The sequence below is a fragment of the Bradyrhizobium betae genome (assembly GCF_004123905.1).
Lineage (GTDB): Bacteria > Pseudomonadota > Alphaproteobacteria > Rhizobiales > Xanthobacteraceae > Bradyrhizobium > Bradyrhizobium betae_A.
Window position 1 is genome coordinate 69,509 of record NZ_MZXW01000055.1, and the last position, 18,515, is coordinate 88,023.

The 18,515-nt window shown below is 64.1% G+C and carries 12 protein-coding genes; 4 read left to right on the plus strand and 8 right to left on the minus strand.

All coding sequences use genetic code 11. The features are described from left to right. Positions 1-73 precede the first annotated feature (73 nt). A complete protein-coding gene (gene gltB / locus B5V03_RS39630; protein ID WP_129275836.1) occupies positions 74-4,807 on the minus strand; it encodes a glutamate synthase large subunit in 4,734 nt (1,577 codons plus the stop codon). 491 nt (positions 4,808-5,298) lie between these two features. Between gltB and B5V03_RS39635 the strand changes: the two genes are divergently transcribed. Next, positions 5,299-6,096 (plus strand): hypothetical protein, encoded by a 798-nt coding sequence (locus B5V03_RS39635; protein ID WP_129275837.1) that lies wholly within the window; start codon positions 5,299-5,301, stop codon positions 6,094-6,096. Positions 6,097-6,330: 234 nt separating this feature from the next. Here the strand turns inward: B5V03_RS39635 and B5V03_RS39640 are convergent, their stop codons facing one another. Next, entirely contained in the window at positions 6,331-7,113 is a 783-nt protein-coding gene (locus tag B5V03_RS39640; RefSeq protein ID WP_129275838.1) for an alpha/beta fold hydrolase, read from the minus strand. Between the two features lie 155 nt (positions 7,114-7,268). Continuing rightward, complete coding sequence (locus B5V03_RS39645; protein ID WP_164988611.1) at positions 7,269-7,739, minus strand: Hsp20 family protein; 471 nt, start codon at positions 7,737-7,739, stop codon at positions 7,269-7,271. Positions 7,740-7,947: 208 nt separating this feature from the next. Between B5V03_RS39645 and B5V03_RS39650 the strand changes: the two genes are divergently transcribed. Continuing rightward, positions 7,948-8,895, plus strand: a complete 948-nt coding sequence (locus B5V03_RS39650) for an alpha/beta fold hydrolase (protein ID WP_129275840.1) — start codon at positions 7,948-7,950, stop codon at positions 8,893-8,895. A gap of 169 nt (positions 8,896-9,064) precedes the next feature. Here B5V03_RS39650 and B5V03_RS39655 read toward each other — a convergent pair whose 3' ends face one another. Both B5V03_RS39655 and B5V03_RS39660 read right to left on the minus strand, forming a co-directional pair. Beyond that, entirely contained in the window at positions 9,065-11,872 is a 2,808-nt protein-coding gene (locus tag B5V03_RS39655; protein ID WP_129275841.1) for a di-heme-cytochrome C peroxidase, read from the minus strand. A gap of 204 nt (positions 11,873-12,076) precedes the next feature. Then, positions 12,077-13,873, minus strand: a complete 1,797-nt coding sequence (locus B5V03_RS39660) for an adenylate/guanylate cyclase domain-containing protein (RefSeq protein ID WP_164988612.1) — start codon at positions 13,871-13,873, stop codon at positions 12,077-12,079. 237 nt (positions 13,874-14,110) lie between these two features. On the opposite strand from B5V03_RS39660, the gene B5V03_RS39665 reads away from it, so the two are divergent. Then, a complete protein-coding gene (locus B5V03_RS39665) occupies positions 14,111-14,743 on the plus strand; it encodes a LysE family translocator (RefSeq protein ID WP_129275843.1) in 633 nt (210 codons plus the stop codon). Positions 14,744-14,866: 123 nt separating this feature from the next. On the opposite strand, the gene B5V03_RS39670 is transcribed toward B5V03_RS39665, so the two are convergent. Continuing rightward, complete coding sequence (locus tag B5V03_RS39670; RefSeq protein WP_129275844.1) at positions 14,867-15,619, minus strand: sulfite exporter TauE/SafE family protein; 753 nt, start codon at positions 15,617-15,619, stop codon at positions 14,867-14,869. Between the two features lie 91 nt (positions 15,620-15,710). Here B5V03_RS39670 and B5V03_RS39675 point away from each other — a divergent pair, with 91 nt between their 5' ends. Next, complete coding sequence (locus tag B5V03_RS39675) at positions 15,711-16,601, plus strand: LysR substrate-binding domain-containing protein (RefSeq protein WP_129275845.1); 891 nt, start codon at positions 15,711-15,713, stop codon at positions 16,599-16,601. 69 nt (positions 16,602-16,670) lie between these two features. Here the strand turns inward: B5V03_RS39675 and B5V03_RS39680 are convergent, their stop codons facing one another. Both B5V03_RS39680 and B5V03_RS39685 read right to left on the minus strand, forming a co-directional pair. Continuing rightward, positions 16,671-17,438: a hypothetical protein gene (locus tag B5V03_RS39680; RefSeq protein WP_129275846.1), complete on the minus strand. Its 768-nt coding sequence runs from the start codon at positions 17,436-17,438 to the stop codon at positions 16,671-16,673. A gap of 111 nt (positions 17,439-17,549) precedes the next feature. Continuing rightward, the gene (locus B5V03_RS39685) at positions 17,550-18,515 is read right to left on the minus strand and encodes a Bug family tripartite tricarboxylate transporter substrate binding protein (RefSeq protein WP_129275847.1); all 966 of its coding nucleotides are present in this window, start codon (positions 18,513-18,515) and stop codon (positions 17,550-17,552) included.

The window sequence follows — 18,515 nt, forward strand, 5'->3', positions numbered from 1 at the left end:
AAGCAATCCAGTCTGCATCAAGGAAGAAAGTCTGGATTGCTTCGCTGCGCTCGCAATGACGAGGTGTGATGCCTTACGCCCCGATCGCGATTTTCGGCTCGGCGTCCGCGTTGGCGACCATTTCGCGCAGTGCGCGCCGGTACTCGACCGGCATCACCTTGCGGAACTTTGGCAGCCACTCCTTCCAATTGGCAAGGATATCGGCGGCGCGCTTGGAGCCGGTCGCCTTCGCATGGCGCGTGATCAGGACGTGGAGGCGCTCGACGTCGGAGTCTAGCAGGTCCTTGAACACGTCGACCCGGCCATGCGCCTCGAGGTCACCGGAGTGATGATAGGCGTCGGCGTTGATCATCTCTTCCGACAGCACCGGCTCGAGCTCGACCATCGCCATGTTGCACAGCTTGTCGAAGTCGCCGGCCTCATCGAGCACATAGGCGATGCCGCCGGACATGCCGGCCGCGAAATTGCGCCCGGTCTTGCCGAGCACGACCACGATACCGCCCGTCATGTATTCGCAGCAATGGTCGCCGGCGCCCTCGACCACGGCGACCGCGCCCGAGTTACGCACGGCAAAACGCTCGCCGGCGATGCCGCGGAAGTAGCACTCGCCTTGAATAGCGCCGTACATCACGGTGTTGCCGACGATGATGCTTTCTTCCGGCACGATGGCCGAGTTCTTCGGCGGCTTGACGATGATCTTGCCGCCCGAGAGGCCCTTGCCGACATAGTCGTTGCCCTCACCCTCGAGCTCGAAGGTGACGCCGTGGGCGAGCCACGCGCCGAAGGCTTGGCCGGCGGTGCCCTTCAGGCTGACATGGATGGTGTCGTGCGGCAGTCCCGCATGGCCGTAGATCTTGGCCACCGCGCCCGACAGCATCGCGCCGGCGGAACGGTTGGTGCTGTTGATATTGGCCTCGATCTTCACCGGCGCGCCACGGTCGAGCGCAGGCGTTGCCTTCTCGATCAGCGTGCGGTCGAGCACCGCTTCCAGATGATGGTTCTGGCGCTCGGAGTGATAGATCTTCTGGCCCTTCTCTTCCTTCTGCTTGACGAAGAGCTTCGAGAAATCGAGGCCCTTGGCCTTCCAGTGCGCGACCAGCCTGGTCTGGTCGAGCAGCTGCACCTGGCCGATCATCTCGTTGAAGGTGCGGAAGCCGAGCGAGGCCATGATCTCGCGGACTTCCTCCGCGACGAAGAAGAAGTAGTTGATCACGTGCTCGGGCTGGCCGGTGAAGCGCTTGCGCAGGACGGGGTCCTGGGTCGCGACGCCGACCGGGCAGGTGTTGAGATGGCACTTGCGCATCATGATGCAACCGGCCGCAATCAAGGGCGCGGTGGCGAAGCCGAACTCGTCGGCGCCGAGCAGCGCGCCGATCACGACGTCACGGCCGGTGCGGAAGCCGCCGTCGACCTGGACCACGATGCGGCTGCGCAGCCGTTCGCGCACCAGCGTCTGGTGGGTTTCGGCGAGGCCGATCTCCCACGGCGAGCCGGCGTGCTTGATCGAGGTCAGGGGCGAGGCACCGGTGCCGCCCTCGAAGCCCGCGATGGTGACATGGTCGGCGCGCGCCTTGGCAACGCCCGCGGCGACCGTGCCGACGCCGATTTCCGAGACGAGCTTGACCGAGACCGCGCCGTCCGGGTTGACGTTCTTGAGGTCGTAGATGAGCTGCGCGAGATCCTCGATCGAGTAGATGTCGTGATGCGGCGGCGGCGAGATCAGTCCGACGCCCGGCGTCGAGTGACGGACCTTGGCGATGGTCGCGTCGACCTTGTGGCCGGGCAACTGGCCGCCTTCGCCGGGCTTGGCACCCTGCGCCATCTTGATCTGCATCATGTCGGAGTTGACGAGATACTCCGTGGTGACGCCGAAGCGGCCCGAGGCGACCTGCTTGATCGCCGAGCGCATGCTGTCGCCGTTCGGCATCGGCTTGAAGCGGTCGGCTTCCTCACCGCCTTCGCCGGTGTTCGACTTGCCGCCGATCCGGTTCATGGCGATCGCGAGCGTGGTGTGCGCCTCGCGCGAGATCGAGCCGAAGCTCATCGCGCCGGTGGCAAAACGCTTGACGATGTCCTTGGCCGGCTCGACCTGGTCGAGCGGGATCGGCTTGCGCTTTTCTTCTTCCGCGTTCTTGATCCGGAACAGGCCGCGCAGCGTCAGCAGACGCTCCGACTGCTCGTTGAGGATCTTTGCGAAGGCGCGGTAGCGGTCCAGCGAATTGCCGCGGGCGGCATGCTGGAGCAGGCCAACCGATTCCGCGGTCCAGGCATGGTCCTCGCCGCGGCTGCGATAGGCGTATTCGCCGCCGACGTCGAGCGAGGTCTTGTAGACCAGCGCCTCGCCGAACGCGTCGGCATGGCGGCGCACGGCTTCTTCCGCGATCTCGGCCAGACCGACGCCCTCGACGCGGGTGTGCGTGCCGGCGAAGAATTTTCCGACGAATTCAGCCCTGAGGCCGATGGCGTCAAAGATCTGCGCGCCGCAATAGGACTGGTAGGTCGAGATGCCCATCTTGGACATCACCTTGAGCAAGCCCTTGCCGATCGACTTGATGTAGCGCTTGACGATTTCGTAGTCGTCGAGCGAGCCGGGCAGGCGGTCCTTCATCGCGATGATGGTTTCGAACGCCAGATAAGGATTGATCGCTTCGGCGCCGTAGCCGGCCAGGCAGGCGAAGTGATGCACTTCGCGCGGCTCGCCGGATTCGACGACGAGACCGACCGAGGTGCGAAGACCCGTGCGGATCAGATGATGATGCACGGCGGCGCAGGCGAGCAGCGACGGGATCGGCACGCGGTCCGAGCCGACCATGCGGTCGGACAGGATGATGATGTTGACGCCCTCGCGCACCGCGCTCTCGGCGCGTGCGCAAAGCTCGTCGAGCACCTGGTCCATGCCGGCCGCACCAAGGCCGGCGTGGAAGGTGGTGTCCAGCGTGCGCGACTTGAAGTGCGACTCCGCCACTTCCGAGATCGAGCGGATCTTTTCGAGGTCCGCGTCGGTCAGGATCGGCTGGCGCGCTTCGAGGCGCTTGGTGGTGGCAAGACCTTGCAAGTCGAACAGGTTCGGCCGCGGTCCGATGATGGAGACGAGGCTCATCACCAGCTCCTCGCGGATCGGGTCGATCGGCGGGTTGGTGACCTGCGCGAAGTTCTGCTTGAAGTAGGTGAACAGCGGCTTGGCCTTGGCCGACAGCGCCGAGATCGGCGTGTCGTTGCCCATCGATCCCGCGGCTTCCTCGCCCGTGGCCGCCATCGGCGTCATCAGGATGGTGATGTCTTCCTGGCTGTAGCCGAACGCCTGCTGGCGATCGAGCAGCGACAGGTTCGAGCGCACGCCTGTCGTCGGCACCTTCGGCAGCTCTTCCAGCACGATCTGGGTCCGCTCCAGCCACTCCTTGTAGGGATGGCTCCGGGCGAGCTCGGCCTTGATCTCGTCGTCGGGAATGAGACGGCCCTGTTCGAGGTCGACCAGCAGCATCTTGCCGGGCTGCAAGCGCCACTTGGTGATGATCTGGTCCTCGGGGATCGTCAGCACGCCCATTTCGGACGCCATCACGATGCGGTCGTCCTTGGTGACGAGATAGCGCGCCGGCCGCAAGCCGTTGCGGTCGAGCGTGGCGCCGATCTGGCGGCCGTCGGTGAACGCGATCGCGGCGGGGCCGTCCCACGGCTCCATCAGCGCGGCATGATATTCGTAGAAGGCGCGGCGCTTCTCATCCATCAGCGGATTGCCGGCCCACGCCTCTGGGATCATCATCATGACGGCATGCGGCAACGAGTAGCCGCCCTGCACCAGGAATTCGAGCGCGTTGTCGAAGCAGGCGGTGTCCGACTGGCCTTCATAAGAGATGGGCCAGAGCCGGTTGATGTCCTTGCCGTAGAGCTCGGAGCTCACCGAGGCCTGGCGCGCCGCCATCCAGTTGGTGTTGCCGCGCAGCGTGTTGATCTCGCCGTTATGCGCGATCATCCGGTAGGGATGCGCCAGCGACCACGCCGGGAAGGTGTTGGTCGAGAAACGCTGGTGAACGAGTGCGAGCGCGCTCTCGAAATCCGCCTCGTGCAAATCGGGATAGTACTTGCCGAGCTGGTCGGCCAGGAACATGCCCTTGTAGATCACGGTGCGGCAGGACATCGAGCAGGGGTAATAGCCCGCAAGGCCGCGGTCGCGGCGCTGGTAGATGGCCTGCGAGATCGACTTGCGCAGGATGTAGAGCCGGCGCTCGAAATCGTCCTCGGTCTTGGCGGTGCCGTTGCGGCCGATGAACACCTGCATGCAGGCGGGCTCGGTCGGCTTCACGGTGACGCCGAGCGAGGAATTGTCGGTCGGCACGTCGCGCCAGCCGAGCAGGGTCAGGCCCTCTTCCTTGATCTGGTCGGCGATGATGCTCTTGATGACGTTGCGCCAGGCGGTGTCGCGCGGCAGGAACAGCGCACCGATGGCGTATTCGCCGGGCGCGGGCAGCGTGAAGCCGATCTCCTTGGCCTTGCGGCTGAAGAAGGCGTGCGGGATCTGCACCAAAATGCCGGCGCCGTCACCGGCGCGCGGGTCGGCGCCGACGGCACCGCGATGCTCGAGGTTGCAGAGGATGCTCAGCGCGTCCGCGACGATCTCGTGGGACTTCTGACCCTTGATGTTGGCGATGAAGCCGACACCGCAGGAGTCTTTCTCCAGGCTCGGATCGTAGAGGCCTTCGGCCGGCGGACGTGAATTGTGTTCCTGAATCGGATCGGTCGTTTTCGAGGCGACCGTCGCCGACAGTTGTTCTGCCACGATGTTTCCGCGCTCGAATTGCGACCCGTTCATTGTTCCAATCCTCTCCATGCGGCAAGCTGCCTCACCGCTCTCTTCGGCGCACCTTGGGCGTTCCGCGGCACCCGCCTCTGGGTCACCGCTCGTCCGCTGCGAGCCGCATTTTCTTAAATTCAGGCCTAGGCGTTCTTCGTCCCCGAGAACGGCTTTGCCTGTTGCCTTCTTGGCGCTCGAGAGCACCGACTTTCGTTGCAATCCCTATGCCGGAACCGCAAGCAAATTGAGACAGTCTTCCTGTCCTAACCATCACCTTGCCAAATTTTTGTCTATCACACAAGCGCGCGGAAGTCCCGATTCCCGATATGTCAATCAATCGCTTTCCGAAAGTTGCGCGGCCCCGGTTTTGAAGCAAACGCGCCCTGATCCGGCCCTGTAGGCGCCGAAATCCCGAATGAAGCTTCGGATCGCCCCTTCGAAAGGCGCATCACGCCGCAAGAAGCGAGAGAGCGCGAGGCATTCGGGGGCCTGACAGGAGCGTCTCGACCATGAAGTTTTTCACAGGATGTGTGGCCGCCGCCGCGCTCGCGCTGGCTGGGACCGCGGTTCAGGCACAGGTTCCAGCGAACGGTATCGTCGGCGGGGGCATGATCGCGGTGTCGGATTTCGACGGACCCTATGTGCCGCCGGACGCCGCGCCGCCTCCGCCGCGTTACGGTTACGGCCAAGGCTACGGCTATGGCTACGAGGAACGTGGCCCGGCCCCAGCGCTGCTGCCGTCGACCGAGGTCTACGCAGTGCTGCGCGAAAACGGTTTCTCGCCGCTCGGCATCCCGCGCCTGCGCGGTGCCGTCTACACCATCGCGGTGATCGACCGCCGCGGCGATGACGGCCGGCTGGTGATCGATGCCCGCGACGGTAGGATCATCCGCTTCATGCCGAATGCAGATGCCTATGGCATGGCGCCGGCCCTCGAGGAGCCCGCGGTCGTGCCCTATCGCCCGCAAAGTGCGCTGCCGCCGCCGACCATGGTCCGCAGCGGCCCGCCGCGTCCGCCAGCCCCGATCCCGCATGTTGCCAGCCGCACCGTGCCATTGCCCAAGGCTGCTCCTCAGCGCGCCGAGGCGCCGGTCGCAGCCGCGAAGCCGGTTGAGCCTGCGCCGCAGCAGGCCCAAGCGCCGCAGGCTCAGGTGCCGCAGGCTCAGCCCACGCAGCAGACCGCCGCCGTGCAGGCCAAGCCTGCCGAGGCCGCACCACAAGCCGCCGCGCCAACCGTCGGCCAAGCCAAGCCGGCAGCGACGATCCTGCCGACCCAGGACATGCCGGCGGCGCAGGGGCTGGATTAGTGTTGCTCGTTTTGATGCGGCGGCGCTAACCACACTCACGCTGTCGTCCCTGCGAACGCAGGGACCCATACCGCGCGATCTATCAATGGGGATGAGGTGGGAGTACCGAACGACAGATATTCGCCAAACTTCTCCCTGGGGTTATGGGTCCCTGCGTTCGCAGGGACCACAGTTGAGCAAAACAAAAAAGCGCCCGAAAAATTTCGGGCGCTTTTGCGTTGTCGGGACGAAGCCTCAGCTCCGCGGATACCCCGCCGCTTCCAGGATCAACTTCGCCACTTCCTTCGGATGCGACACCAGCGAGAGGTGGCCGGCATCGAGCTCGATGGTGGTTGCGTTCATGCGCTTGGCGAGGAAGCGCTCGAAATCGGGATTGATGGTGCCGTCGTTCTTCGACACCGCGTACCAGCTCGGCTTCGAATGCCAAGCCGCTTCCGTGGTGCGGCCGGCGAAGATCGAGGCCGCCGTCGGCCATTGCACGGCGTAGAGCTCCCTGGCCCGCTCCGGCTTCACGCCGTTCGCAAAATATTTCAGGAAGGCGTCTTCGGAGAGTTTTGTGTAGCCGTCGCGCTCGACGATACCGGCGCGCGCCGGTCCGGCCGGAAACTGTTTCGACAGCGCCACAAAGTCCTCGTTCGCATCGGGTGCGCGCGCGGCGACATAGACGAGGCCGGTGACCTTCGGATCGGTGCCGACCTGGCTGATCACGGTGCCGCCCCAGGAATGCGCGACCAGCACGGTCGGTCCGTCCTGCTCGGCCAGCGCGCGTTTGGTGGCGTCGACGGAGTCCGCAAGCGACGATAGCGGATTTTGCACGGCCGTGACGTGAAGGCCGGCGGCTTGGAGGATCGGGATCACCTCGGACCAGCTCGAGCCGTCGGCCCAGGCGCCGTGCACTAGCACGACATTCGTCGCCTTCACCGTCTGCGGGGTCTGCGCGTGGGCAAGATTAACTTGCGCAAGGCTGAGAGGAGCCAGCAGGCTCGCGGCGACGAAAAGGCTGCGCCAGAAAGTCATGATCGTTCTCCGTCTTGTTTTGGGTTCGATGTCCATAGGACGGAGCGCGAGGCGGCGGCGTTACGTATCCTCACCGTTCTGTGATGCGGCGCAAAACGAAAAACGCCCCGGGGCACCGGGGCGTTCTCTCAAACCTGGAAGTGGCGTTACGTGATTTACGCGGCGGCTTGCGCAGCCGAGTTCTCGATCACCTGCGCCTTCGGCGCGCTGGCGTTGATCGCGATCTGGCGCGGCTTCTTGGCCTCGGGAATCTCGCGGACGAGGTCGACGTGAAGCAGGCCGTTCTCGAGCGAGGCATTCTTCACCTGAACGAAGTCGGCAAGCTGGAAGGCGCGCTCGAAGGCACGCGCGGCGATGCCGCGGTAGAGCACTTCGGATTTCGAGTTCTCGTTGGCGACTTTCTCGCCCTTGATCGTCAGCGTGTTTTCCTTCGCGACGATGGAGAGCTCATCCTTGGCGAAGCCCGAGACCGCAACGGTGATGCGGTAATCGTTCTCGCCGGTGCGCTCGATGTTGTAGGGGGGATAACCGGGGCTGCCGTCCGAGCTCGTCTGGTCGAGCAGGTTGAAGAGACGGTCGAAGCCGACGGTGGAACGGTAGAAGGGGGTCAGGTCGTAGGTACGCATGGTCAAGTCCTCCATTGAGCGACTGTTGAGTAACCCGCCCGCCAATCGGGCCGGGCTTTCGTCTGTGTGCAGCCTGATGTTCCGGTCCCGAAACACTGGTAGCGGCCTGCACCATGGTGATATGGGTTCAAGGGAACGGCGTTCAAGAGGGCAGCAATCTGCGCCTTTTCGGCGCTCCCACCTCTTGATTTGCAGCATTTCGCGCCCAATGACGCTGGTCTCGATCCCGTCCAATCCCGTTCCCGAAGACGTCGTCAGCGGCACCATCAAGACCCCTGATGGCGCCGAACTGCGCTTTGCGCGCTGGGCGCCGCCGGCGAACCGCAAGGGCACGGTCTGCGTCTTCACCGGACGCAGCGAGCAGATCGAGAAATATTTCGAGACCGTGCGCGATTTGCGCGACCGCGGCTTTGCGGTGGCGATGATCGACTGGCGAGGGCAGGGCCATTCCTCGCGCCGCCTGCGCGATCCGCGCAAGGGCTATGTGCGCGACTTCGCCGATTTCGAGATCGACGTCGAGACCTTCGTGCAGCAGGTGGTGCTGCCGGATTGCCCGCCGCCCTTCTTCGCGCTCGCCCATTCCATGGGCGGCACGGTGATGCTGCGGGTGGCGCATGCCGGCAAGCGCTGGTTCGACCGCATGGTGCTGTCGGCGCCGATGATCGACCTGCCAGGCCGCACCACCTCGTTACCGGCGCGGGCGCTGCTGAAGACGATGCGTCTGATGGGAATGGGCGGCCGCTATGTCCCGGGCGGCAGCGACCAGATCACCGGGCTCAATCCGTTCATTGGAAATCCCCTGACCAGCGATCCCGTGCGCTATGCGCGCAATGCTGCGATCCTGGAGGAGGACCCGACGCTCGGGCTGGCCTCACCAACGGTCGCCTGGGCCGATACCGCCTTCCGCGCGATGCAAACCTTCAAGGGCATCGACTACCCCTCCGAGATCCGTCAGCCGATCCTGATGCTGGCCGCCTCCAACGACGCCGTGGTCTCGACCGCGGCGATCGAGGAGTTCGCCTATCATCTGCGCGCCGGCTCCCATCTCGTGATCGCCGGCGCCAAGCACGAGATCCTCCAGGAGCAGGACCGCTACCGCTCCCAGTTCTGGGCGGCGTTTGACGCGTTCGTGCCGGGTACGCCATTGTTCAAGTGAGGCGGCAGCGACGGTGCGCTCCCTCGCCCCGTTCTTACGGGGAGAGGGTTGGGGTGAGGGGCCTCTCTCCGCACGCAAGATCGTCGAGAGACCTGTACCCCCTCACCCGGAATACGCGCCGCGCGCGAATTCCGACCTCTCCCCGCAAGCGGGGAGAGGTGAAAGCCAGCTACAGCGTCTTCAAATACTCGATCAAATCATACCGCTCCTGCTCTTTGAGCACGCGGCCGATGGTGCCGTCCTTGCCGGGCCCCGGCGTGCCATCGAACGAATGGCCGGCATTGCTGTTGCCGTACATCTCGGTGCCGTCAGACGCTCGCGTCGAGAAGCGCGACTGCCCGGTCTTGCAGCTCTCGCCGTCCGTGACCGCGAAGCCGACCTGCTTCGGATCGTAGTCGCGACCGCCACCCATGCAGAACGATTTGGGGCGCTCGGCCGCAGGCGTCAGCATCCACCAGAGCGAGGGCACCGATCCGTTGTGCAGGTAAGGCGCGGTGGCCCAGACGCCGTTGAGCGGGCGCGCGCGATACCAGGGCGCCGGCTCATTCTTTTCGGCCGGCTGCGGACCGGCGTTCGGGCAGTTCTGGCGCTTGCCCCACCAGATATCCTGAACCTTCGGGTCGATCTTCGCATCGTCCATCGCCTTGCGGCTGACGATGTCGACGAGCACCATCAGGCCGACCGAGTACGGCATGTCGGTCGAAGAGATGTCCGGCAGTTTGCAGTCCCACCAGGCATTGAGGTTCTGCGTGGGATCGAGCTTGAGAAAGCCTGGCACCTGGACCGTCCGCGTCGCCAGCACATTCGCCTGGGCGGGATCGGTCCCCATGCCTTTGACGCCTTTCTGGACCTCGTTCAGGAATTTGGCGTCGCCGATCGCCTCCCAGCGTGGCGAGGACCAGATGCTCTTGTCGGGAAATTCGTCGTCGAACTTGCGGTCGTTGACCGGCCCGAGATGACATTCGACGCAGATCTCCGCATAGAGCTTGCGGCCGCGATTGACGCGGTCGCCATCGATCTTCCAGGCATCATCACCGAAAATGTCCGATGGCCATTTCGGTGATGTCAGTCCGGAGAGCTGCTTTTTCGGAAGGGGCGCCGACCCCTTCAGCAGATCCTCGATCCAGTTCAGATTATTGATGTCCATCGACGAGCGGAACAGCGCGTCCTTCGGCGTCTTGTCGGACAGATTGAGCAGCGCGGTCACGCCTAGCGCTTCACCGGCGTTGCGGATCAGCGGTTGCTCGATGGACGCGTCATATTGCGCGTATTTGAGCCAGGGCACGGTCCAGATCGGCGGGAAGCTGACCGGCGCATCCTTGGCATGCAGATTCTTCTCGAAGCCGCTGAGGCCACTGAGCGTCATGTCCTGCGAGAAGACCTGGTTGCCGATGCGGTTGAGCGCGTCGAGGCGGCCGTAGCCTTCCTCGGTGTCCTGCTGCTGCTCGTCCCGCTTCGTCTTCTCGTTGAACCTCGTCTTGCCGGCGATGGTTTTCGCGTAGGTCTTCTCCCAGTCGACCAGGAACGTGCCGATCGCACCCAGTTGCTGTTTCAGCGCATCGCGGTCCGCATCGCTGGCAGAGGGGCCGAGCACGCGGTCGGCGAAGCGCTTGAAGCGACCCGGCACGTAGAGCGTGTAGGCGATCGACAGGCCGGTCGTGACCTCGAGCTTCCTGAGGTCGGTCATCGCTGGGCCGCCGTCGAAGCGGATGTCGATGCCTTTGTAGTGGATCTGGCCGGTGTGGCAGGCCGCGCAGGTCAGGCCGATCCGGTCCTCGCCGAGTTGGCCGGTCGCGGGATCGGCCACGCCGGTCATGCGGGCAAAGCCGACGGGCAGGCCGTCGATGTTTTCAGCCTGCTTGCCCCAGTTGACCGGCGGATCCCAAAGCCGTGCCGGCAGCGGCTTCGTCTTGTCGTAGACATTGGCATAGCCGAACCGGCGTAGCGTGGTGTCGTCGGTGTCGATCGTCTGCGGACTCGGGATGAAGCCGAAGCGCTGCAGATGGTCGCTGTCGTGCAGCATCCCGGGCTTGGCGAAGAAATGAAGCCGCGGCTGCTCGAGCGCCATGAACCAGCGATAGGGCACCGGGAAGGTGGCGGTGCCTTGGCTAGCGTGATGAAACCAGTGCCGGTCCTCCAGCGCCCAGTTTTGCTCGAGCCAGTACGCCGCCCGGGGTTCGACGAGCTTCGGCAAGGGCGGCGCCACGAGGTCGCCGAGGATGCCGGGCAGCATCGGCTGGAATTGATCGGGAAAGCGCAGCGCCACGATGCCAAAGACGAGCAGCGCGGCAACCAGGCCGCCGGCGGCGCGCAAGATCAGCGAGGGCGGGGTGACCGGCTGAGCGACGACCCGCTGGGTGACCTTGTCAGGGAATTTGCGTTCGTTGAACAATGTCCTCACCTCGGCCACGCTGAGATAGCGGTCGTCCCCCTGGCCCTTGCCCATGATCTTGAGCAGGATCGGCCATTCGAACTTCATCAGGAGCGGGTAGTACCAGCGCGCCTGATTGCCGGCGCGCTTGAGATTGTCTTTCATGAAGGTCTGGATTTGCGAGGCGTTGAGCCCGGTCTCGGTGCCGCCGTCGGGGTCGGCACAGGTGCTGCCGAAACTGGCGAGCCGCGCGATCTCGTCCTCGTTGACGCGCCCGTCGACGCCGAGGATGCGCGAGCCGGCACCGAGCTTGTCGAGCGGGCCGCCGCGCAACCTGTTGAGCTGCGCGCCCCAGAAGATGCTTTGCAGGATGTGACAGGCGCCGTTGGCGATCAGTGCAACGCCGCGGACCTGGATGCGGGCCGAAGTCTTCTTCAGCCCGACCTCACCGCTTGCATTCGCGATGGTCTGCGACACCGTCCGGAGCGGGACGGTGCCGCCGTCGAGAAAACCCTCGCCGACGAGGCCGCGCAAAAAGGGGCAGGGATTGTTGGGGGAGACTTCGATCGAGGGATTGAAGGGAGGCTTCGCGGCGGGGTCGTTCATGGCCCAATTCCTGAAAATGCGAGTCGCGAAATGAAGGCGCGCCGATCAAGCGCGCAAAGTCCTAACAAATCGACAGCAGGCTGTACTACTTCAGCGTGTAAAGAAGTGTGGCCGAATTCACTGTCGTGTCAATAAAAGCCGGCGCGATGTTGCCAGAAAATAAGGACAAGAAATTGACGAGAGGCTGCCGGCTGCCCGCGGCCGTCAGGATTCGGCGGCGCGTTTGAGGTCGCTCTGGACCAGGGTCAATTTGCTGAGCGGCACGCCCGCCTTCAGCAGACCCTCGCGGTAATGGCCGAGGTCCTCGGGCCGCTTCCAATGGAAATTGCGCAAATGGCGATCGACATTCAGGGTCGGGTAGTTGCCCATCAGCACGCCGGCGGCCTCGAAGGCCTCGTCGTGCCGCCCCAATTGCGCCAGCGCCGCGGCGCGGATCGCCAGCGCCTGCAAGTGGTTCGGGTTGACGTAGAGCTGCTCGCGGGCCCATGACAGCGTCGCGTCATATTGCCCCAACAGATAATGGCTGAAGGCGTTCAGCGCCGCCCATTGGTAGCGCGGGTCGCTGTTGTCGCGCTGCGACGCCATCGAGAACAGCTCGATCGCCTCGCGGTGCTCGCCGATGACGAAATGGCAGATGCCGAGCACGCCGCGCGCGCCCATGTCGTAGGGATTGAGCGCGACCGCACGTTTGGCGGCGTCCATCGCAGCCTCGTAATGTCCTTCCATCGCGTGGGCCCAGGACAGGCTCGAGAACGCAAAGGAGGAGCGCGGGTCGAGCCGGACGCTGGTCTCGGCGAGACCCATCGCTTCGGCCCACATCTCGCGCGTGCCCTTGACCCAGCCGAACTGGATGCTCTGGATCTGGATCGTGGCGAGATAGGCGTGCGCGATCGAGAGTTTGGGATCGACCCTGATGGCCTCTCGGAACAGGTCGACGGCGGTGGCCAAATCCTCTTTGGTCTGCCGGTAATAATGCGACAGCCCCTTGAGGAAACGGTCCCAGGCGGTCACGTCGGTCGAGAGTCGCGCCGGGGCCGAGGCCTCGGCCCGGACGATCTCGGTGGCGATGGCGGCGGACAGATTGGTTGTGATCTCGTCCTGCATCGCAAAGAGGTCGCCGATGTCGCGGTCGTAGCGTCCGGTCCAGAGCTGCTCGCCGGTCTCCGGCGCGATCAGCTCGGCGGTGACGCGGATTTTTGCGCCGGCGCGCCGCACCGAACCCTGGATCAGATAAGTCGCGTCGATCTCACGTGCGATCAGGCGCGTGCTGGTGTTCCTGCCCTTGAAGGCGAAGGTCGAGTTGCGGCTCAGCACGCGATAGAAGGATTGCAGCGAGAGCGCGTGGATCAGATCCTCGGTCAGGCCGTCGGAGAAATATTCGTCCTGGGCGTCGCTGAGATTGGCGAAGGGCAGCACGCCGACGATGGCCGTGCGGTACTGCTGCGAGAGCGCGGAGGCCTCCTTCAGCTCGGGCGCGAGCGCCGGCGCGCCTTCGTGCGTCCAGGTCCAGACCCCGACCGGGTCCTTGATGTTCTTGAAACGATGGTTGCCGGCATCGACCAGCAGCACTGAGAGATGCTTGCTCGCCTCCCGGTAGGCCTTGGCCGAGATGGCGAAGCCGCCGGGGCTCGCGACGGATTCAAGGCGGACGGCAATGTTGACATCGTCACCGAACACCTCGTCCTCATCGGCGATGACGTCGCCCATGTGGATGCCAAGCCGGAATTGCATGGCACGTTCGGCCGGCAGATGGTGGTTGCGCTCCGCCATGACCGTCTGCATCGCGACCGCAGCCTCGGTGGCGCCGACGATGGAGGGAAACTCCAGCAGGAAGCCGTCGCCGGTGTTTTTGACGACGCGGCCGCCGTGATTGAGGATGATGGGATGGATCGCGCTGCGATGGGCCTTGAAGGCGGCATGGGTACCGGCCTCATCGCTGCCCATCATGCGCGAATAGCCGGCGACATCGGCGCAGACAATGGCGGCCAGACGTCTTTCCATAATCCGGAGCTCCAAGGGCACTTCGTAAGGAATCTCGGACCGGCCACGGCGTGGCAGTCGCCTCGAATCCCGCATTTCAAGAACCCTGCCTTTATAGAGCAGATGAGGCCGAGCGAAAGTATGATCCGCATTGCAAATTCGAGGTAAACTCTCCGCAATCCCGGTGGTGGACGGGGACGACCGAACCGACTAAGCCCTCCGCCTTGAGACGGGGAGCGGGTCGGCGGGGCACCTCACATGCTGGGCATTCACGAAATCTGGCTCTTCATCCTGTCAGGCATCCTGCTCAATATCACGCCGGGGCCTGATACGGTCTATGTGATCGGTCGCAGCATGCAGATGGGCTGGCGGGGCGGCGCCGCCGCGGCGCTCGGCATCAGTTGCGGCTGCTTTTTCCACGTCGTGGGCGCTGCGATCGGCCTTTCGGCCCTGCTGATGGCTTCATCCACCGCGTTCTCGATCCTGAAGCTGGCCGGCGCGGCCTATCTCGTCGTGACAGGACTCCAGATGCTGTGGTCACGCCCGGTGCTCGCATCCGCCATCGACGAGCCGGTGCGAAGCTCGCTGCGGCGGGTCTTCCTCCAGGGCGTCTTCACCAATGCGCTCAATCCCAAGGTCGCGCTGTTCTTCCTGGCCTTCCTGCCGCAATTCGTCGCAGCCGATGCCCCGCACAAGCCACTCGCCTTCCTGACGCTCGGCCTGATCTTCATCTTTACGGGGACGCTGTGGTGCCTGGTGCTGGCCGCGTTCGCGGCGAAGGCCGCCAATCGGCTGCGCAGCTCCGAGGGCGCGATCGCCTGGGTCAACCGCGCGCTCGGCGGCCTCTTCATCTATCTCGGCATCCGCGTCGCCATGCTGGAGACGCGGTAGCTCATCCGAACGGATGATGGATGCGTAAGGTGGGCAAAGGCGCACTTGCGCCGTGCCCACCACCTCTCTCGATTACAAAAAATGCGTGGGCACGCTTCGCCTTGCCCACCTTACGATTCTGCCTTACGCAAACTCCTTCACCAGCGCGCTGCCGGCGAGATAAACGCCCAGCAAAATCATCGCGATCAGGAACCAGCGGCGAAACGCTTCCGCCGGCATCCGCGCCCGCACCGACTGGCCGATGAACATGCCGGCAAAGGCCATGGCCATGCCGACGGCGCCCGGCACCGCATTGGCCGGCGTCAGCAATCCGCCGGCCGTGAGATTGAAGGCGAGCGCCAATGTCGCGGTGGTGAAGAACACGCCGAGCGCCTGTACCAGTTCGTCCTTCTCCATGCCGATCGCCTGCATGAACGGCATCGAGGGGATCACCTGCACGCCTGTCGAGGCCGAGATCACGCCGGTGATCACGCCGACCACGCCGCCGACCCATTTCTCATTCCGAGGGGCGACGCGGAACTGGAATTTGCTCAAGCCGATGATGGCGTAGATCACCAGCAGGATGCCGAGCACCACGGTGCCGTAGCGTGCATGCGGGCCGGTCAGCGCGCCGGCATTGAGCCAGCAGCCGATCACGGTGCCGATCATCAGCGGCCACAGCCGCCTCAGGATGTCGCGCAGATGGGGGCCGACAAAAGTCTGCCAGATGTTGGTGACGATGGCGGGCACGATCACGATGGCGATCGCGCGGCTTGGCGCCATGCTCACGGCGAGCAGGCCCATGGACACGGTCGGCAGGCCGAGCCCGACCACGCCCTTGACGAATCCGGCGACCAGGAACACGGCAGCGATGACAATGAGAAGCGGGTCGATCATGTCCGCACATTGACCGAAGCCGCGTGCCGGCACAATCTGAAGGTTACGGAGACAGCCTTCGCTTGCGACGAAGGCTAGGGAGAAATCCGCCATGCGCTTCGACCTCGTCGACCTCCAGCTCTTCATCGCGGTTGCGGACCAGCGCAGCATCACCCGCGGCGCCGAGCGTTCGCACCTGGCGCTGGCCTCGGCCAGTGCGCGCATCAAAGGGCTCGAGGATGCGCTCGGCGTCGCGCTGCTCAAGCGCGGTCGCCGCGGCGTCGAATTGACCGCGGCCGGCGAGAGCCTGCTCGATCATGCCAGGGTCGTGATCCATCAGATCGACGCCATGCGCGGAGATCTCGCCGGCTTTGCCAGCGGCGTGCGCGCGAGCGTGCACTTCCTCGCCAACACCTCCGGGCTCTCGGAGCACCTGCCCAAGGCGCTTGCCGGCTTCCTGCGCGAGCATCGCGACGTCGCCATCGACATCGAGGAGCGCGAGAGCACCGACATCGCCGCCGCCATCACCGCCGGCGCCGCCGATCTCGGCTTTGCTGCCGAGCACGCGCTGCCCGAGCATATCGAGCGCTTTGTGTTCAGCGAGGACCGTTTGACCCTGGTGACGTCCAAACGCGGTCCGTTCGCCGCCCGCCGCCAGATCGACTTTCAGGAGGCCAACGACTGCGAATTCGTCGGACTGACCAGCGCCACCGCGCTTCAGATGCATATTTCAAAGCATGCCGCGCGGCTCGGCATGCGCCCGCATTTCCGCGCGCGCCTGCGCGACTTCGATGCGATCTGCCAGCTGGTCGCTGCCGACGTCGGTGTCGCGCTGGTGCCTGAAGCCGCAGCCCGCCGCTGCGCCAAACTGATGCCACTCGCGATGGTCCGCCTGCGCGACGCCTGGGCCAACCGGAAGCTCGTGATCTGCGCGCGGAGCTTCAAGACGCTGCCAAGGCCGGCCAAGATGCTGGTGGAGCATTTGAGGGCAGCGGCGGTGTGAGGGGCCGTGATGTCTTACTTACCCCCTTCATGGGCGGCAGGTTTCCGGCGAAGTTGCTATCATTCTCCACTATCTGGCTCGCGTCCGAAGGAATTCTTCGAGAGCGTCCAGTCCGCCGGACACGAGATTGGACAGGTTCCTCAGCGTTGGAATAACTCCCTTGTCCTCAAAGAGGCCTCCTTTTGGGAAGGTTAGCTCAACGGAGACCTCGAAATCTTCCTCAATGACTGGAGGACGATCGAATAAGGCGATGCCTTGCCATCGGTTCGCGTCATTCTGGAGAAGATTACCTTCGAGAACGTTGCCGTTGGCAATGCGGATTTTCCCTCTGCTGATGGTGGAGAACGAAACGACAGGCAGGATAAAGTTGTGCTTGTCGATGTTATCCAACTCTGTGATGGGCCAAATGCCGGAATCTCCGTCCTCATACGGTTTTATTTTGTCACGAATGAACTCTGCGGCGTCTGGGACCGCCTTCTGTATTGCGATGTAAGCACTGGTGGTTTCGAGCTGCTTCCCTCTGCCAGCAAACGGAAAATAGATGCTTCGATCCCTTGCGTTTCCGGTCGCTGCGCCGACTACTCCCATCGCCCAGTGATCGAGAGCGGTTCGCAGGTTATGGACTGTGTCTCCGATGATGAGCGCGAAGAACTCAGAGATTGGTCTTTTGGGTCGATAGGCCACATCCCAACCCATAAAATCTCTGGGTTTGCCCGGCATTCCTGTGGGGCGACCGATGGAAACCTCGTGCAGTTCTTTGGATAAGGGCGACGAGAAGCTGATGAGTGCATTTAGATGTTCGTTCGCTCGTTCAACCTTTAGTCGCGGTCCCTTCATGATCGGTTCCACCGACAGCGAGGGCCTTGCCGATGATGCCACTGGACGACCTCCGAGAGACCAAAAGTTCATTCGATTGTTCGTCTGCTTCTCAAAAAATGAGCAAGAACGCTACTTCGCCGTCTCCACCCCGGCGTCCTTGATCACCTTCGCCCACTTCTTGGTCTCATCGGCGATGAAGCTGCGAAAATGCTCCGGCTCGTCGCCGATCAGCGTTGCGCCCTGGGCTGCGAGCTTCTCCTTCACCGCGGGATCCGCCATCGCCTTGGTCGCGAGGCCGTGCAGCGCGGTGACGATCTCCTTCGGCGTGCCCTTCGGCGCCACCAGGCCGTACCAGTTCTCGATGCGCAGGTCGGGAAAACCGGCTTCCGCCATGGTTGGGACATCAGGCGCGGTCGGTGCGCGCTCGGGCGAGCCGACCGCGATCGGCCGCAGGGCGCCGGCCTTGACCTGCGGCAGCAGCACCGGGAGATCGAGGAAGGTCATCTGCACCTGCTGTCCAAGCAAATCATTCACCGCAGGCGCGGCGCCGCGATAGGGCACGTGCACGATGTCGATCTTGGCCGTCAGCTTGAACAGCTCGCCGGCGAGATGCGGCAGGCTGCCGGGGCCCGAGGAAGCAAAGTTGAGTTTTCCCGGCTGCGCCCTGGCCAGCGCAATCAGCTCACTGACGTTTTTCGCCTCCACATTGGTGGCGACGACGAGCATTTCCGGCACGGTCGCAACCAGCGTGATCGGGGTGAGGTCGCTGGCGGTGTCGTAGGCGACCCGCTCCATGCTCGGGCTGATCGCGAGCGCGCCGGCCGAGGAGATCGCGATGGTGTAGCCGTCAGGCGCGGCCTTGGAGACCGCGTCGGTGCCGAGCACGCCGCCCTGGCCGGCGCGATTGTCGATCAGCACCGGCTGGCCCGACAATTCCGACATGCGTTGGCCGATCACGCGGGCAATGATGTCGTTGGGGCCACCGGCCGGGAACGGCACGATCAGCTTGATCGGTTTGGTCGGGAAATTCTGGGCGGAGGCGAGGGTCGGAAACAGCAGCAGGAATGCGAGGAGCAGCTTACGCCGGTTTTTCAT

Coding starts and splice junctions, on each gene's coding strand:
- gltB (WP_129275836.1), bottom strand. CDS start 4,807: ATGAACGGGTCGCAATTCGAGCGCGGAAACATCGTGGCAGAACAACTG.
- B5V03_RS39635 (WP_129275837.1), top strand. CDS start 5,299: ATGAAGTTTTTCACAGGATGTGTGGCCGCCGCCGCGCTCGCGCTGGCT.
- B5V03_RS39640 (WP_129275838.1), bottom strand. CDS start 7,113: ATGACTTTCTGGCGCAGCCTTTTCGTCGCCGCGAGCCTGCTGGCTCCT.
- B5V03_RS39645 (WP_164988611.1), bottom strand. CDS start 7,739: ATGCGTACCTACGACCTGACCCCCTTCTACCGTTCCACCGTCGGCTTC.
- B5V03_RS39650 (WP_129275840.1), top strand. CDS start 7,948: ATGACGCTGGTCTCGATCCCGTCCAATCCCGTTCCCGAAGACGTCGTC.
- B5V03_RS39655 (WP_129275841.1), bottom strand. CDS start 11,872: ATGAACGACCCCGCCGCGAAGCCTCCCTTCAATCCCTCGATCGAAGTC.
- B5V03_RS39660 (WP_164988612.1), bottom strand. CDS start 13,873: ATGGAAAGACGTCTGGCCGCCATTGTCTGCGCCGATGTCGCCGGCTAT.
- B5V03_RS39665 (WP_129275843.1), top strand. CDS start 14,111: ATGCTGGGCATTCACGAAATCTGGCTCTTCATCCTGTCAGGCATCCTG.
- B5V03_RS39670 (WP_129275844.1), bottom strand. CDS start 15,619: ATGATCGACCCGCTTCTCATTGTCATCGCTGCCGTGTTCCTGGTCGCC.
- B5V03_RS39675 (WP_129275845.1), top strand. CDS start 15,711: ATGCGCTTCGACCTCGTCGACCTCCAGCTCTTCATCGCGGTTGCGGAC.
- B5V03_RS39680 (WP_129275846.1), bottom strand. CDS start 17,438: ATGAAGGGACCGCGACTAAAGGTTGAACGAGCGAACGAACATCTAAAT.
- B5V03_RS39685 (WP_129275847.1), bottom strand. CDS start 18,515: ATGAAAAACCGGCGTAAGCTGCTCCTCGCATTCCTGCTGCTGTTTCCG.